The 14854-nt window shown below is 68.8% G+C and carries 16 protein-coding genes and 1 pseudogene; 9 read left to right on the top strand and 8 right to left on the bottom strand.

Annotated features, from left to right (window positions below):
• The first annotated feature begins 16 nt into the window (after window positions 1–16).
• A complete protein-coding gene (locus ACSHV8_RS11305) occupies window positions 17–496 on the top strand; it encodes a hypothetical protein (RefSeq protein WP_436532088.1) in 480 nt (159 codons plus the stop codon).
• A gap of 429 nt (window positions 497–925) precedes the next feature.
• On the opposite strand, the pseudogene ACSHV8_RS11300 reads toward ACSHV8_RS11305, so the two are convergent.
• Window positions 926–1514, bottom strand: a pseudogene (locus ACSHV8_RS11300) (hypothetical protein).
• Between the two features lie 63 nt (window positions 1515–1577).
• Window positions 1578–2837, bottom strand: coding sequence for an endo-1,4-beta-xylanase (locus tag ACSHV8_RS11295; protein ID WP_436532086.1), 1260 nt, complete (start codon window positions 2835–2837; stop codon window positions 1578–1580).
• 286 nt (window positions 2838–3123) lie between these two features.
• On the opposite strand from ACSHV8_RS11295, the gene ACSHV8_RS11290 reads away from it, so the two are divergent.
• From ACSHV8_RS11290 to ACSHV8_RS11275, 4 genes are all read left to right on the top strand, one after another.
• Window positions 3124–4413, top strand: coding sequence for an ABC transporter substrate-binding protein (locus ACSHV8_RS11290; RefSeq protein ID WP_436532084.1), 1290 nt, complete (start codon window positions 3124–3126; stop codon window positions 4411–4413).
• 97 nt (window positions 4414–4510) lie between these two features.
• Window positions 4511–5356 carry a carbohydrate ABC transporter permease gene (locus ACSHV8_RS11285; protein ID WP_436532082.1) on the top strand — a complete coding sequence of 282 codons (846 nt, stop codon included), beginning with the start codon at window positions 4511–4513 and terminating at the stop codon, window positions 5354–5356.
• Window positions 5357–5359: 3 nt separating this feature from the next.
• Window positions 5360–6223 (top strand): carbohydrate ABC transporter permease, encoded by an 864-nt coding sequence (locus ACSHV8_RS11280; RefSeq protein WP_436532081.1) that lies wholly within the window; start codon window positions 5360–5362, stop codon window positions 6221–6223.
• A gap of 42 nt (window positions 6224–6265) precedes the next feature.
• Window positions 6266–6778 carry a hypothetical protein gene (locus tag ACSHV8_RS11275; RefSeq protein WP_436532079.1) on the top strand — a complete coding sequence of 171 codons (513 nt, stop codon included), beginning with the start codon at window positions 6266–6268 and terminating at the stop codon, window positions 6776–6778.
• A 49-nt stretch (window positions 6779–6827) separates the two neighbouring features.
• Here the strand turns inward: ACSHV8_RS11275 and ACSHV8_RS11270 are convergent, their stop codons facing one another.
• Together ACSHV8_RS11270 and ACSHV8_RS11265 are read right to left on the bottom strand one after the other, a co-directional pair.
• A complete protein-coding gene (locus tag ACSHV8_RS11270; RefSeq protein ID WP_436532077.1) occupies window positions 6828–7163 on the bottom strand; it encodes a hypothetical protein in 336 nt (111 codons plus the stop codon).
• Window positions 7164–7383: 220 nt separating this feature from the next.
• Window positions 7384–7587: a hypothetical protein gene (locus ACSHV8_RS11265; RefSeq protein ID WP_436532075.1), complete on the bottom strand. Its 204-nt coding sequence runs from the start codon at window positions 7585–7587 to the stop codon at window positions 7384–7386.
• A gap of 97 nt (window positions 7588–7684) precedes the next feature.
• On the opposite strand from ACSHV8_RS11265, the gene ACSHV8_RS11260 reads away from it, so the two are divergent.
• Both ACSHV8_RS11260 and ACSHV8_RS11255 read left to right on the top strand, forming a co-directional pair.
• Window positions 7685–8365, top strand: coding sequence for a hypothetical protein (locus ACSHV8_RS11260; RefSeq protein WP_436532073.1), 681 nt, complete (start codon window positions 7685–7687; stop codon window positions 8363–8365).
• A gap of 69 nt (window positions 8366–8434) precedes the next feature.
• A complete protein-coding gene (locus ACSHV8_RS11255; RefSeq protein WP_436532072.1) occupies window positions 8435–8560 on the top strand; it encodes a hypothetical protein in 126 nt (41 codons plus the stop codon).
• Here the strand turns inward: ACSHV8_RS11255 and ACSHV8_RS11250 are convergent.
• The 4 genes from ACSHV8_RS11250 to ACSHV8_RS11235 all read right to left on the bottom strand — a co-directional run bounded on the left by ACSHV8_RS11250 (window position 8548) and on the right by ACSHV8_RS11235 (window position 12339).
• Complete coding sequence (locus tag ACSHV8_RS11250; RefSeq protein WP_436532070.1) at window positions 8548–8724, bottom strand: hypothetical protein; 177 nt, start codon at window positions 8722–8724, stop codon at window positions 8548–8550. The genes ACSHV8_RS11255 and ACSHV8_RS11250 overlap by 13 nt on opposite strands.
• Window positions 8725–8995: 271 nt before the next feature.
• Window positions 8996–9562 carry a DUF6232 family protein gene (locus tag ACSHV8_RS11245; RefSeq protein WP_436532068.1) on the bottom strand — a complete coding sequence of 189 codons (567 nt, stop codon included), beginning with the start codon at window positions 9560–9562 and terminating at the stop codon, window positions 8996–8998.
• Entirely contained in the window at window positions 9552–9932 is a 381-nt protein-coding gene (locus ACSHV8_RS11240) for a hypothetical protein (RefSeq protein WP_436532066.1), read from the bottom strand. Before ACSHV8_RS11240 ends, ACSHV8_RS11245 begins: the two co-directional genes overlap by 11 nt.
• Window positions 9933–10227: 295 nt before the next feature.
• Complete coding sequence (locus tag ACSHV8_RS11235) at window positions 10228–12339, bottom strand: FUSC family protein (RefSeq protein WP_436532064.1); 2112 nt, start codon at window positions 12337–12339, stop codon at window positions 10228–10230.
• Between the two features lie 39 nt (window positions 12340–12378).
• Between ACSHV8_RS11235 and ACSHV8_RS11230 the strand changes: the two genes are divergently transcribed.
• Window positions 12379–13203 (top strand): aldo/keto reductase, encoded by an 825-nt coding sequence (locus ACSHV8_RS11230; protein ID WP_436532062.1) that lies wholly within the window; start codon window positions 12379–12381, stop codon window positions 13201–13203.
• A gap of 55 nt (window positions 13204–13258) precedes the next feature.
• Window positions 13259–14716 (top strand): protein kinase domain-containing protein, encoded by a 1458-nt coding sequence (locus tag ACSHV8_RS11225; protein ID WP_436532061.1) that lies wholly within the window; start codon window positions 13259–13261, stop codon window positions 14714–14716.
• Window positions 14717–14854 lie beyond the last annotated feature (138 nt).

Here is a 14854-nt window from a genome sequence, read left to right as displayed (position 1 = left end):
CTGTGCACTCGCAGCCATGGCCGTGACGCTGACGATGACCGCCTGCGAGGGAAAGGGCAAGGAATTGCAGCCGACCGCGACCAAGGACCAGGCCGTCCAGCGCGTGGAGGAACTCATCCAGGAGTCCTTCACTCAGCTACCGGCCGGCGCCACGCTGAAGATCAACGAGAACGTCGACGCCGCACCCTGTGACGATCCCACCGACGGTGGCCCCGCAGGGCGCATCTTCGCTGAGAAGCGCTACTTCATCGTCCCGCCTGCGGCTGGCAGCTGGGATCAGAAGAACGTCATCCCCACGCTCGTCACGTTCTGGCAGCAGAAGGGCTACACCACGCACACCGATGACCGCAACGGAGCCGAGCCGCGCTTCACCGTGCAGACCTCGGACGGCTACCGCATCAGCGTCGACAGCTGGGACCGCAGCGACCACGTTGACATCTCGCTCGGCAGCACGTCCCCGTGCGTCTGGGAGAACGGCACCCCCGATCCGCAGTAACTCCGCTTCGAGTCCCGACACGATTCGGACGCGCGGCAAAGCAGCCGGAGGGTTAGCCCGAGACCAGTCGGGCCCGTTCACATGACTGGCGCCTGTTGTGGCGACGCGGCCCAACCGAGGGATTATGAGATCGAAAGCCGCAGTCGATCTACTGGCACAAACGCCAGCCGAGCTGTGAAAACGCTTGCCATGATCTGACCGCGTTCCGCTACGTTTACGGCCCTCGTGCGGACTGATTTCGGACTCTTCGATCTTGGTTGCGCGCTGCTCGCGCACCGCCCGCACCGCAGCACTGACCGCCAGTGCCGGCGTCCGGCAACCCTCGGCACCACCGCGCCCGCCCCATTCGGTGGCAAGCCGCGAAGCGGCGCGGCAGCACATATCTTTGATGGTTAGCGCTGACTTGATGCCGATCCGTACCTACGGCCGCTACGGAGCCCGGCCGGGACGATACTGTCGGTTGAGTCGGGTGCGTTGGTGAAACCAGCGTGCTCGGGCTTGGTGGCGGCGGCGCCAGTTGCGCCAGTGGGTGTCGTGGTCGGCGGGTTTGGGCTGGTGCCAGGTCGTGGCGAGCAGGTGTGCGGTTTCGGGGATGGTCAGCGGGATCATGCCGGGCTCGGCCGGTGGCCGCTGATCGGGTGTGTCCGGTGGCGTGGCTTGGGTGCCGGTGCGGGTTTTGAGGTGGGCGGCGACGATCGCGCAGATGGCCAGGGCGGTCATGACCAGCACGGTCGAACCGGCGCACCTGACTCATCGCCGCCGTACCGTCCCACACCGCCCGGTTCAGCAACCGCTGAGTGCGATCCGGGGTGCGGTCCCCGGCCTGCTGAGCGATCGTCCATCCGTTGCGCTTCGGGATCTCGCTGACCAGCGCCGATACGTACCGGCCGGCGTCTTGCCAGGTCTGCGCCCGGACGAAACACGACCGCAGCCGCTCCAGCAGCTCACCCGCGGTCCGGACCGTCCGGGCAGCCTCTATCCTGGCAGCAGCAGCCGCCTTCGATCTTGTTGTCCTCACTTAGGAAACCGCCGGTCCGGCTTTGGAGACGACGGAACGGCCCCTTTCTCCGGCGTCATCGCCTCAGCCCAGACGCACGCTCGCCTGCGCGGGGCCGGGCTCGGCGATGGTCAGGGTCGCCGTGTCGCCGGCGGCGTGCAGCCGGTAGTCGCCGAGCCAGCCTTGGATCGCGACCCGCCCGGCCTCGTCGGTCCGCAGGCTCGCGGGCGCCCGCCACCATTCCCCTTTCACCAGGTCACGCAGCGCCTGATAGGCCGGTTTGGGGGTGCCGTCGGCCCGCACGAGTCCGCACGGCGCGCCGAGCCACGCACCCTCGTCGGTGATGCCCCAGTAGGTGATGGCCTGCACCGACGGGTGCGCGAGCAGCGTCCGGTAGTGCCGCACGATCTCGTCGGCCTGCCGCTGTTCGCCCTCCGGCGTGGTCGGCCACGACGGGACCTGGTAGTCGTTGAGGTCTTCGATCTCGGCCGGCATCAGGTCACCGGAGAGCAGGGTCGTCTCGGTCATGTGGATCGGCAGCCCGAATCGGGCGAACCGATCGAGCGTCTCCCGGGTGCGTTCCTCGCCCCAATAGCCCTGGTGCATGTGGCTCTGCAGGCCGATGGCGTCGATCTCGACACCGGCTTCAAGAACATCTTCAATCAATTTTTCGTACGCCGTGGACATGTCGAAGTCGTTGAGCACCAGTGTTGCCGTGGGGTCGGCCCGGCGCGCTTCCTCGAACGCGAGGCGCACCATGGCGACCGGGCCGCGTTCCCCGGCCAGCCGGGTGATCGCGTTGGGGCTCGGCTCGTTGCTGAACACCGGCATGATCACCGCCTCGTTGATGGCGTCCCAGGCGTGGATGACGTCCCGGAAGCCGGTGACCTCGCGCCGGATCCGCGCGCGGACGGTCGCCTCGATCTCGTCGATCGGGTTCGGGCGCAGCCAGTCCGGGGCCAGGGTGTGCCAGACCAGCGGATGGCCTTTGACCCGGCAGCCCCGGTCGGCGAACCAGGTCGCGGCCCGATGCAGCCGTTCGGTGGCGGGCCGGCCGGGTTCGGGTTCGAAGTCGCTCCAGTAGAACGGCAGCGTCGCGGTGTTGAAGACCTCGAACCATTGGCCGGCCAGTCGCACGGCCCGGTCGCGGGCGGCGTACGCGCTGGGCAGCGGGTCGGGGTCCTGGTTGGCCAGGTCGACGAGGTCGAAGCCGATGTTGCCGAACGCGAACGCGTGGGTCCGCTGCTCGACGACGATCTCGCGGTGACTCAGCGGGCGTCCGTCGCCGTCGAGCACGGTGACCACTACTTCCCCGATGCGATGGCTGAGGCCGGCTGTTGTCACGTCGAGGTCCCCCGATAGTTTCGGCAAAAATCTCGTAACTTGCAAAGGAAGTCCGCGCGGCATCGCCACGAGAGCGAGAGACGAGTCTCACTCGCCTCCTGAGTGATCTTCCTACTGCATGAGCGCCTGACGCGCCATGTCGATCACTTCTCGTAATGCATCAGTTACATCAAGCTATGCGTTTCCTCCTGAGCAATAGCTTGACATCCCTATGACCTGCTTCATAGTTTGAGCGCCATCTTCCGGAAACATTCCGAAACTTTCGAACCCGAAAGGTCGGCTTTTTATGGCACTGAAGAGGACTCTCGCCGTGGCCACCGTGCTGGCGCTGAGCGCCGTCGGCATGGCCGCCTGCGGGGGCGGCGACGACAACGGCACCGACTCGGGCGGCAACGTCACGATGCAGCTGTGGCAGAACTCGACGACCGGCCCGGGCAAGGCGTTCTGGGACAAGACGGCTGCCGACTTCCACACCGCCCACCCGAACGTGACCATCAAGGTCCAGTCGATCCAGAACGAGGACCTGGACGGCAAACTGCAGACCGCGCTGAACTCCGGTTCCGCGCCGGACATCTTCCTGCAGCGCGGCGGCGGCAAGCTGGCCGCCATGGTCGAGGCCGGCCAGCTCAAGGACGTCACCGACGGGATCAGTGCCGAGACCAAGCAGGCCGTCGGCGACGCCGCGCTCAAGACCGCGCAGATCGACGGCAAGGCGTACGCGGTTCCGGTCTCGATCCTTCCCGGCGGCCTCTGGTACAGCAAGGACCTGTTCCAGAAGGCCGGCGTCACGACCCCGCCGGCCACGCTGGAGGAGTTCAACGCCGCGGTGACCAAGCTCAAGGCCGGTGGCACGCCGATCGCGCTCGGCGGCAAGGACGCCTGGCCGGCCGCCCACTGGTACTACTTCTTCGCGCTGCGCGCCTGCAGCCAGGCCACCCTGGAGGCCACCGCCAAGAGCAAGACCTTCGACGACGCGTGCTGGACCAAGGCCGGTGAGGACCTCAAGGCGTTTGCCGACACCAAGCCGTTCAACGAGGGCTTCCTGACCACCTCGGCGCAGCAGGGCGCGGGCAGCTCGGCCGGCCTGGTCGCCAACCACAAGGCCAGCATGGAACTGATGGGCGCCTGGGACCCGGGTGTGATCGCGTCGCTGACCAAGGACTCCAAGCCGCTGCCCGACCTCGGCTACTTCCCGTTCCCGGCCGTCCCCGGCGGCCAGGGCGACCCGGCCGCGATCATGGGCGGCGCCGACGGCTACTCCTGCTCGGCCAAGGCCCCGAAGGAGTGCGTCGACTTCCTCAACTACATCGTCACCAAGGACGTCCAGGAGGCGTACTACAAGGCCTTCAACTCCCTGCCGGTCAACAAGCAGGCCCAGGGCGTCATCACCGAGGACTACCTCAAGGCGGTCCTCGACGCCTACAACAAGGCGCCGTACGTGTCGCAGTGGCTGGACACCGTGTACGGGCAGAACGTCGGTAACGCGCTGAACGTCGGCGTCGTGAACCTTCTCGCGGGCAAGGGCGACGTCGCCGGGATCATCAAGGCCGTCAACGACGCGGCCAAGAAGGGCTGAGCGTGGCCTCCATGGTCGCCGACCAGGTCCGCGCCGGCGCGGCATCGGATGGGCCCAGCGCGCGGAGATCGCGCTGCTGGCCGGCCCGGCGATCCTGATGTTCCTCGCCTTCGTGATCTTCCCGGTCCTGCTGGCCGCGTACTACGGCTTCTACAAGTGGAAGGGCTACGGGCCGCCGACCAACTTCGTCGGGCTCGACAACTACGTCACCATCCTGCAGGACCAGGCCTTCCGCGACGCGCTGTGGCACAACGGACTGATCGTCGTGCTCTCGCTGGTCTTCCAGGGCCCGATCGCGATCGGTCTCGCGCTGCTGCTCAACCGCCGGATGCGGGGCCGGTCGGTGATCCGGGTGCTGATCTTCGTCCCGTACGTGATCGCCGAGGTCATCGTCGGAACCGCCTGGGCGCTGTTGCTACAGACCAACGGGGCGGTCAACGGCGTACTGAAATCGATCGGTCTTGGTTGGTTGAGCGAGGACTGGCTCGCGAATCCAAAACTGGCCATCTGGACCCTGATGTTGATTCTGACCTGGAAGTACGTCGGGTTCGCGGTGATCCTGTTCCTGGCCGGCATGCAGAACATCCCGGAGGAGCTGTCCGAGGCCGCCGCGGTCGACGGCGCGTCCTACTGGCAGACCCAGCGGCGGATCATCCTGCCGCTGCTCGGACCGACCATCCGGATCTGGGCGTTCCTGTCGATCATCGGCGCGCTGCAGCTGTTCGACCTGGTCTACATCATCTGGGGCCAGTACGTCTCGTCGACCGCGGGCACCTCGACGATGGTCACGTACATGGTCAACGAGGGCCGTAATGCCGGCAACTACGGCTACGGCAACGCCGTGGCGGTCGTCCTCTTCATCATCTCCATGGTCATCGCGCTGCTGTATCAGCGTTTCGTTCTGCGCCGCGACACCGAGGGCGCGCTCACCGGAGGTCGCTAGCCCATGGCCGTCATCGCCCAGTCCCGGCCCCGGCCCCGGCCGAAGCCGGACAGCAGCTGGGGCAACCCGATCGTCTACCTCGGTGCCCTGCTGCTGGTCGGTCTCATGCTCGGACCGGTCATCTACATCATCATCGGCGGGTTCCGGACCAACTCGCAGATCACCGTCGACCCGGCCGGGCTGCCCCACCCGTGGGTCGCCGCCAACTACACCGACGTGCTGACCAGCAGCACCTTCTGGCGGCAGGTCGGCAACTCCACGATCGTGGCGGTCGCAACGACCATCGGGGTCGTCCTGCTCGGTGTGATGGCCAGCTACGTGCTGGCCCGATACCGCTTCCGGGGCCGCGGGGCGATGTACGCGCTGTTCGCCGCCGGACTGATGTTCCCGGCCACCGTGGCCATCACCCCCCTGTACATCCTGGTGAAGAACCTGGGGATCGTGAACACCCTGCCCGGGGTCATCCTCCCGCAGATCGCCTTCGGACTACCCACCACGATCATCATTCTGGTGCCGTTCCTGCGGGCCATCCCCAAGGAGATCGAGGAGGCCGCGGCCATCGACCGGTGCAGCCGCCTCGGCTTCTTCTGGCGGATCGTGCTGCCGCTGTCGGTGCCCGGCCTGATCACCACCGGGATCCTCGCGTTCATCGGCAGCTGGAACAGTTACCTGCTCCCGCTGTTCATCCTCAACGACCCGGACACGTTCACCCTGCCCCTGGGCGTGCAGGCGTTCGCCTCGGTGTACTCGGTCGACACGGCCAAGGTCCTCGCCTTCACGTCACTGTCGATGATCCCGGCGCTGGTCTTCTTCAGCCTCTTCGAACGCCGCATCGTCGGCGGCCTCACCGGCGCCGTCAAGGGGTGAGCCAGCAGAGGAGACCACCAAGATCATCTCTATGATGCGGGCATGGAAGACACGGGGGACCTGACCTTTCAGTCCCGGATGGACCCGAAGCTGATGAAGGCGCTGCTGCGGCGCGCCCTGCTGCCGATCGTCGCCGCCGCCGGAGGCGTCCTGCTGGCCGCAGCCGCGCTGCTGTACCGGTTCGGCGACCCGGGCAGCGGGGCGTTCTCCACCGCCGTCGCCGGCCTCGTCGCTCCCCTGTTCCTCCTGATCACCGTGCCTCAACAGGTCGTGAAGCGAGACGCCGACAAAATCGGCCGGCCGGTCGGCTACCGGATCGACGCCGTGGGTGTGCACACCACCCACGGCTTCTCGACACGGACGCTGGCCTGGCCGGAGATCAAAGCGGTGCACCGGGCGCGCGGCCAGATCCTGCTCTCGCACGGTCGGCTCGCCAGCGGCAAACGCTGGATGACCAGCATCCCCACGGCCGACCTGACCGCGGCCGAGCAGTCCCGGCTACTGACAGTCCTGAACTCACGCGGCGCGGCGCTCACCACGGCGTCCGCTTCCTGAACCACAACCAGCGACACCCGCGACGGGTGGCGATCGGGACACGAACCGATTACAGCCCGGTGGCAGGATCCGGAGGCAACGGCGTGAACCGTCCGGGCCGCCGGTTCTGCGGCCTCCGTCGAGTCCGGCTCAGCGGCCGGACCGCCCCCTCGAAATACGTGATCGCCGCGAAGGCGGTCACGTGGTGGTGCGTGACCCGCTGACCCGTCATCGGCAACGCATAGGCCGGGTTCTCGTAGTTCGCCGCAATGGCCTGGACGTGGCGCAGGTCGGCATCGGTCATCCGGAGCGCGCGGTCGGCCAGGTCGTCCTCACCGTAATCCCACAGGCTCGCGGCGACCGCACTCCTAGAGAAGTACATCTCGAAGTCGGGTCGGCCACGCATCAGGCGTCGCCGCTCGATCGCCGCTGCCCCAACGCTTCAGCATGGGCAAAGTCTGCCCGGCCATGCGTTCGATCATCGGCATAATCGACCACCGTCAAATCGGCATGACCCTGCCACCGCTCGCTGCGGACTTATTCACCCGAATCTCCCCGAACCGGATGGACAAGACGGGCAAGTCGAAACGGTCAGGCAGCGAAGAAAACCCTCTGACGGATCGAGGTCAGTCGAGGAGGTCGTCGAGCCAGGACTTCTTTCGCCGGGCGGAGGCTTCGGCGATGGGCAGGTTGTTACTGGGGCAGCCGCGGTCGTGTCGGTTGGTGCCGTCGCAGTCGGGGCAGGCGTCGGCCTCGACGTCCATGGCGCTGTGACCATCGCCGAAGTCGGGGACGATCTCGTCGCCGAGCCAGTCGGAGAAGCGGCCCATAAGTCACCTCGGATTTGTCCGTGCCGGTGGTTTCACTTCCGGTTGTCATCACTGTAGAGAATGGAACGACCACGTTCCGGTGATAGTGAGGGTATCCATGCCTAGCAACGAGTCGGAAGAGCCGGAGACGGCGGGGTTCCGGCGACCGGGATGGCGCAAGCCCGCACCGCTGGGTTATGGCCCGGCGGTCGAGACGGCGACCGGTGTGGCGGCGCCGCTGCTGGCCGGATTCTCGATCGCGTTTCTGGGTGTGGTGGGTGCCGACGCGGACAAGTTCCGCTGGCCCAGTCAGGCGATGCTGCTCTCGCTCTGTGCGGGGCTCTCCCTAATCATGGCGGTACAGTGTGGATTCAATGCCCGGCAATATTTGTACTCACCGGCCGACCTCGCGGACTGGTGGACCGAGGAGGACCGGACCGTCCCGGGTCGAGCCGAGCGGCTGCAGGAAGAACAGCGGGCGGACTTTGCGCTGTGGCAGCAGTGGGCGCGTCGCGGCCGGATCGCTTACAACCTGGGGATCGTGCTGTTCACCGCGGCTACGGCGCTGGTGATCGCACCGCCGCCGTCAGCCGCTGGGGGCGACGCCGCGGTGCGCTGGTTGGGGACGGGGATCGCGTTCGGGGTGTCGGCGGGAGAGGCCGCGTGGGCATTCCTGCCGCGTACGGTGTGGCGGCGGTTGCGGGGTGTGCTTCGGCGGGCGGTTCGGGGCGGGGTGCGGGTCTGGCGGCGGGTTCGGTTGCGGCTGCGGGCAGGGAAAGGCGGAACTGAGGATCGGTGACGGGGCCGGGCTGTGTATGGATGCTGACCTCCATGTCGATGATCCGTACCTACGGACCGCCGGGCGTTATTGCCGCTACGCGAGTCCACCCTGGTCACCGCGGCCGTGCAGGACGTGCGGGACCTGCTCGCCCCGCACGCCGCCGCGGTGACCGTGCACCTGTCGACTCCCGCCGACCCGGTTCAGGAGTTCTGAACCGCCGCTCGAGGCTGCCCGCGAACCGCCCTGCTCTTTCCGGCCCGCCGCGCCCGACGCTCCTTGCGCGCCCCGGCCAGCAGCCGCTCCTTGTCCGCCTCGGCGATCAGCTCCCGCTGCCGGTCCGCGACCAGACCCATCATCAGTTCCGAATGCATCAACATGACTTGCTCCCTGTGGTTCGTCGATGCATTAATCGTCGTCCGGCAGGGTGTTCCACACATCGGCAGCGCCTGCGTATCTTCGCTGCTCAGCACGGTTTAGACGGCTCACCGGAGCGGTCTAGGCATACCTAGATCGGATCATTCACCGCGCGTGAGCGCTGCTCTTGTCGACGCTGATCCTTGCCGTAGTCCTGGCGCCCACCGACTGGACCCAGCCGCCGTCAGCAGCTCAAGTCCTACTGGAACGCCGAGGGGTTCCCGAACCGGTTGTTCATCCCAGGCCGTCGACGACGAACTTGTCGCCCATCACCTTGTCCCCACCGACTCCGGAGACGACGGCGACCGTATCGATGTGGGTGTCGTATTCCGTTTCCGGATTCTCGATCGCGTCAACGATCCGGAGGGTCAGATCATGAATCCGATCCCGGTCGGCGCTGGCCATGACGGCACGGGACGACCCATCGATCATCAGCGTCAAGATGTAGAGGGCGGGAAGAAGCAGGCTGCGGGCCAGCCGCACGGCGTTGACCACGACAACGCCGACGATCACGATCGCGCCGGCGATGCGCGCGGAGCTGAAGAGCGCCATGACGATCCCGGCGATCAGCACCAGAGTCGCCCCTTGCCTTGCGTAGTGGCGAACCAGCCGCCCCCGGTTCGGTTTGACCTCGACCGATCGAACCGCGGCCACATTGGACAAGAGGTAGGCCTCCGAGCCGACCCACAGAACGTTCCTACTGATGCGTACGTGCGTCGACTCGCGTTTCCGCCCCCTCGACGCCTCGACCCGGCCGAGCGCGCGAAGGAACGTGATGAAGGTGCCACTCTCACTCGGCATCGGTACCGCCGGCGACGGACTGGTTCGGGATCTCGATGGCCGGTTCGGCGGGTGCCTGCCGGGCTCCCTGGTTCGCCGTCGCGAGTGTCACGCCTTGAGCCGCCACCCGCTCGATCGTCAGCGGGGCCGAGATGCCGGCGATCAATGCGGCGATGGGGGTGTCGATCTGGCCGCTGGCGCCCAGTGCGCCGGCCAGGATTCCGCCGACCGAGAACCGCACCACGATGGCGGCCAGATAGAACGAGCGAGCCGGACCGTCCTGAGCCGACCACGGCCAGGCGCCGACTTTGCGGCCGTCCGCGATGAATTGCAGCCCCTCGACCGCGAGACCGCCGAGAAGACCCCAGAGAGCGGCATCAACGAGGTGCACGACACGGACACTAGGTACCGGCGGCCATGAACGCCAGGGCGTCGGTCGAGGACAGCACCGTGAGCGGCCTGAGATCAGCCGGCCGTTGTCAACGCGGGGCTGACCCGGATGACCGGGCCTCCGGTGGCGCCGAGGACTTCCTGGCCCTCTTTGAAGGTCCGGCCGAGGCGGGCCTCGCGCGCCCGTACGATCGCCGCGGCCCGGTCGCGCTGCGACAGCTTGCCGAGGACCGATCTGCCGGTGCTGCGGGGCCGCGGCCGTGAGCCGGCGGTCCGAGATGATCGGGGGCCCGCTCCTACGCGGACGCGTGCAGGCGGGTCAGGTCGTCGCGGAGGCCGTCGAGCCAGACGCGCAGGTCGGCCAGGTGGTAGAGGTCGCGGCCCAGGTTGTCGGGCCAGGACAGGCTGGGTGGGCCGTCGGTGGCGGCGGCCGCGGCGGCCGGGTCGCGCAGCAGCAAGGCCAGAGCGGCGTGCTCGTAGCGGCCGGCCACGTCGGACGTGCTCACCGTCAGTTCGGTCACGCACGGCAGCAGGCCGCCGCTCGGGCACGACTTGATCAGTGCTTCGGCGCCGCGGACGGCGTGGTGGCCGGCGACCAGGGTGGCCTGCCAGTCGACGCCGACCGGGTGGGCCGGTTCGCTCTGGAACAGCGCGTACGACGCCTCGGCGAGCATCCCGTCGGACCGGGCCCGGGGCAGGGCCGGCCCCGGATGCTTGCCGTGGGCGAGTACGTCGACGGTGTCGCGGACCACGCGGGCGGCGTCGGCCAGGAAGATCCCGGTGGCCCGGTGCAGTTCGCCGGACGCGCCTCGCGGCCACGCGAACAGGCCGATCACCACGCCGATGACCGCGCCGAACGCGACGTCGAGGATCCGGGTCTCGGCCAGCCGCCAGTCGACCGGGGAGACCTGGGCGAAGATCAGCGCGATGGTCACCGACAGGAAGCCCTGCGACCAGCCCAGCCCGAGCAGCGGGCCGGCGGCGAAACCGACGAGCATCAGCACGGGCAGCAGCACCGCGTACCACAGCGGATCGACCGGGATGAACAGCAGACCGGCGGCCACGATCGAGCCGATCACGGTCCCGACCAGGGCCGGGCGCAGGGTGGACCGGGTGGCCGCGGCCGACGTGCGCAGCACCGTGAGGATGGTCAGCAGCACCCAGAAGCCGTGTGACACGTCGAGGATGCCGCTGAGCAGCCGGGCCGTGGCCAGGGCGGCGGCCAGGCGCAGAGCGCCCTGGAAGTGGACCGAGCGCGGGGTGAGGTTCTCCCGCAGGCGGTGCCACCACAGTCGGCCGGTGCTCTCGTACGCGTACCAGAAAGGTCCTGGTCTTGCCTCGGACGGTGTGCTGTCCGGATGGATCGGGGCGCCGGCCGCGATCCGGATCGCGGTGACCATGCTGAGCACCCATTCGCCGAGGCTGAGCGCGAGCGAGCCGAGGCGCAGACGTTCCGGCGGCAGGCCTTCCGGGTCGGTGTTGAGGCGGCGCATCCGGAACGTCTGCAGCGCCCCGGACATGGTCTTGGTGTCCGGCACCGGTCCTTCGCCGCGCAGCCAGGCGGCGGCCGCCTCGGCGCACCCGGCGGCCTCCCGGACCAGCGCGGCCGCGGCCGGCACGGCGACCGCGACGTGCTCGTCCTCGGCGTTCAGGTCGGCGACCCGTCCGAGCAGCAGCCGCACGGTGGCCGCGGTCGAGCTCAGCGCCCGGTCGCGTTTCCCGGCCGACGCCGGGCGCTGGGTCGGCGGGAGCTGGGACGGGCGCAGCGCGTCGGCCGCCGCGGTCGCCTCCGGCAGCAGTGCGGCCAGCCGCTCGCGCCCGGCCGGGTCGTCGCCCGACCAGCTGTCGGCGACCGCGGTCAGGCACGCCGACAGTCCCGAGATGGCGGCGGCCAGCCGGGTCCGATACCGCACCGGCGGCGCGTCCGGCCACAGCACCAGTTCGGCGCCGGCCAGCAGCAGCACGGCCAGGGTGACACCGGCCAGACGCCACCCCAGACCCCCCGGATCGTACGGAGGGAAGCACGGCAGGATGTAGAGCAGCTGCCCACCGGCGGCCAGGCCGACGAGCCGCGGCCCGCCGACGCCGGCGAAGCTGACCAGGAAGCCGAGCACGAACATCCCGGCCGCGGCCGCCCACGTGTTGAACGAGAGCAGTGTGCCCAGGGTGACCAGCAGCCAGCCGACCGGCAGCACGCCGAGCAGGGTCCGGGCCCGCTGGCCCGGGCTGCCGGAGATCTGTGAGAGCAGGCCCAGGGCGATCACGGTGAACAGCGCGTACGGCGCCATCCCGGGATTGCCGAGCACGTAGCGGGTCAGGTAGAAGCCGACGCAGGCCACGACCGTGACACGGGCGGCACGGCGTACGGTGATCAGGCCGGGGTCACGGCGTCGCAGCCAGGCAAGCACGGTGAGATCCTACGGTGACGAATGATCAGGGAGACCACTATGAACACCGTCCGTCTTCTGCACGGGGCCGAGATGCCGAGGATCGGCGCCGGCACGTGGCCGTTGGACGACGCCGAGGCCGAACGGGTCGTCGCCGACGCGCTCGCGGCCGGGTACCGGTTGATCGACACCGCGCAGGCGTACCGGAACGAGCGTGGCGTCGGCCTGGGTCTCAAGGCGGCCGGCCTGGACCGCGCCGACTACTTCGTGACCACCAAGTTCAACCGGGAGTGGCACGGCCGTGACCTGGTCGCCGAGGCGGCCCGGCGCAGCCTGGACACGCTGGGTCTGGACTACCTGGATCTGCTGCTGATCCACTGGCCCAACCCGGGTCACGACCGGTATGTCGAGGCGTGGGAGGGCCTGGTCCAGCTGCTGGAGTCCGGCCTGGTGCGGGCGATCGGCACGAGCAATTTCAAGCCGGCCCACCTGGAGCGGATCATCAAGGCGACCGGTGTCGCGCCGGACGTCAACCAGATCCAGCTCAGCCCGGCCGCCACCCGCGACGCGTCCCGCGAGTTCCACGCCCGGCACGGCATCGTCACCGAGAGCTGGTCCCCGATCGGCGGCCAGGGTGTCCGTGTCCTGGACCTGCCGCTGGTCTCCGAGATCGCCGACGCCACCGGCCGCACGCCGGCCCAGGTGGTGCTGCGCTGGCACGTCCAGCTGGGCCTGGTCCCGATCCCGAAGTCGGCCGACCCGGGACGCCTGCGGGAGAACCTGGACGTGTTCGGCTTCACGCTCAGCGACGAGCAGATGACCGCACTGTCCGCTCTCGACCAGGGCGAATCCGTCGTCGAGGACTCCGACCGGTTCGGCCATTGATCAGCTTCGCGACACGTTCCGTGAATGAGTGCAAAGCTCGTATACAGTCTCGGCCGTGGCGGATCGAACCTCACGACTGATTGCCGGGCGATACCGGCTCGTGCGGCTGCTCGGCTCGGGCGGGATGGGCCGGGTCTGGGCCGCCCGGGACGAGCTGCTCGACCGTGACGTCGCGGTCAAGGAGATCCTCGCCCCACGCGGGATCAGCGCCGAGGACATGGACGCGCTGTGCGAGCGGACGCTGCGCGAGGCCCGGGCCACGGCCCGGCTCGCGCATCCGAACGTGGTCCGGGTGATCGACGTCGTACCCGATGATGGTCTGCCCTGCATCGTGATGGAGCTGGTGCCGTCGCGGTCGCTGTTCGACGCGATCCGGGCCGACGGACCGATGCCTCCCGAGCAGGTCGCCCGGATCGGCCTGGATCTGTTGTCGGCGCTGCGGGCGGCGCACCGCGAGGGCCTGCTGCACCGGGACGTGAAGCCGGCCAACGTGCTGCTGGGCTACGACGGGCGCACCATCCTGACCGATTTCGGGCTGGTCTCGATCGCCGGCGAGTCCGGGCTGACCGCGACCGGGGTGGTGCTCGGCTCGCCGTCCTATCTGGCCCCGGAGCTGGCGCTCGACGGTGCGGCCACCTCGGCGTCGGACCTCTGGTCGCTGGGCGCCACGCTGTACACGGCGGTCGAGGGCCAGCCGCCGTATTCGCGGTCGACCCCGGCGGCCACGCTGGCCGCGCTGGCGACCGAGCCGCCGCGTCCGCCGAAGCGGGCCGGGGTGCTGCGGGACGCCCTCGACGGCCTGCTGCGCCGCGATCCCCGGCAGCGTATCGACGCGGACTCGGCCGAGCATCTGCTGCGGATCGCGACCGGCGAGGTGGCCGCGGTGCCCGCGTCGCACGAGGCCCGGCCCCGGCGCGGCCGTGTGCTCGCCGGCGTCGCCGTGGTGGCCGTGCTCCTGGTGGCCGCCGCCGTCGCCCTGACCAGCATCGACCCGGCCTCGGAGGGCGGGGACAGTGCGGTCGCCGCGACCTCGTCGCCCAAACCGGCGCCGTCCGTGACCTCGGTGAAACGATCCACTCCGGCCGCGGCCCCGGCCACCACGGCCGGCACCCGCACGTTCACCGTCGTCTACCTTCAATCGCTGGTCAACGACCGCTGGGTGACCGCCGACGACGAGGGCACCTCCCCGCTCATCGCGTTCCCGGAGGTCGCCGGCGCCTGGGAGACCTGGGACGAGATCGACCTGGGCAACGGCGACATCGCGCTGCGCGCCGAGATCAACGACAAGTACGTGACCGCCACTGCTGACGGCACCGAGCCGCTCATCGCCAGCCGCGACCGGATCGGCCGCACCGAGACGTTCCACCTGGTCGAGAACGCCGACGGCACGGTCAGCCTGCTGGCGCGGGCCAACGGGAAATACGTCTCGGCCGCGCGCGACGGCGCTCGACCGCTGATCAACGACAAGCGGGCCATCGGCGAGTCCGAGAAGTTCAACCGAGTGACCGGCTGAATTCCTCAACTTCGGGCGATTTTCGTACGGAAATGACACACCCACACGTATCTGTGGTGTACATCAAGCGACACGTACCCCGATCGGTACCACCATCGACGGGCGACAGGACTAGGTTCGAGCCGGGGGCTGCCGACC

This window comes from Actinoplanes sp. HUAS TT8, from assembly GCF_051380535.1.
Classification (GTDB): domain Bacteria; phylum Actinomycetota; class Actinomycetes; order Mycobacteriales; family Micromonosporaceae; genus Actinoplanes.
The sequence above is the reverse complement of the archived record's forward strand: the minus strand, read 5'-3'. Positions and strand labels throughout refer to the sequence as shown.

Coding starts and splice junctions, on each gene's coding strand:
- ACSHV8_RS11260 (WP_436532073.1), top strand. CDS start 7,685: ATGCCTAGCAACGAGTCGGAAGAGCCGGAGACGGCGGGGTTCCGGCGA.
- ACSHV8_RS11290 (WP_436532084.1), top strand. CDS start 3,124: ATGGCACTGAAGAGGACTCTCGCCGTGGCCACCGTGCTGGCGCTGAGC.
- ACSHV8_RS11305 (WP_436532088.1), top strand. CDS start 17: ATGGCCGTGACGCTGACGATGACCGCCTGCGAGGGAAAGGGCAAGGAA.
- ACSHV8_RS11245 (WP_436532068.1), bottom strand. CDS start 9,562: ATGCCGAGTGAGAGTGGCACCTTCATCACGTTCCTTCGCGCGCTCGGC.
- ACSHV8_RS11230 (WP_436532062.1), top strand. CDS start 12,379: ATGAACACCGTCCGTCTTCTGCACGGGGCCGAGATGCCGAGGATCGGC.
- ACSHV8_RS11275 (WP_436532079.1), top strand. CDS start 6,266: ATGGAAGACACGGGGGACCTGACCTTTCAGTCCCGGATGGACCCGAAG.
- ACSHV8_RS11285 (WP_436532082.1), top strand. CDS start 4,511: ATGTTCCTCGCCTTCGTGATCTTCCCGGTCCTGCTGGCCGCGTACTAC.
- ACSHV8_RS11265 (WP_436532075.1), bottom strand. CDS start 7,587: ATGGGCCGCTTCTCCGACTGGCTCGGCGACGAGATCGTCCCCGACTTC.
- ACSHV8_RS11280 (WP_436532081.1), top strand. CDS start 5,360: ATGGCCGTCATCGCCCAGTCCCGGCCCCGGCCCCGGCCGAAGCCGGAC.
- ACSHV8_RS11270 (WP_436532077.1), bottom strand. CDS start 7,163: ATGCGTGGCCGACCCGACTTCGAGATGTACTTCTCTAGGAGTGCGGTC.
- ACSHV8_RS11250 (WP_436532070.1), bottom strand. CDS start 8,724: ATGTTGATGCATTCGGAACTGATGATGGGTCTGGTCGCGGACCGGCAG.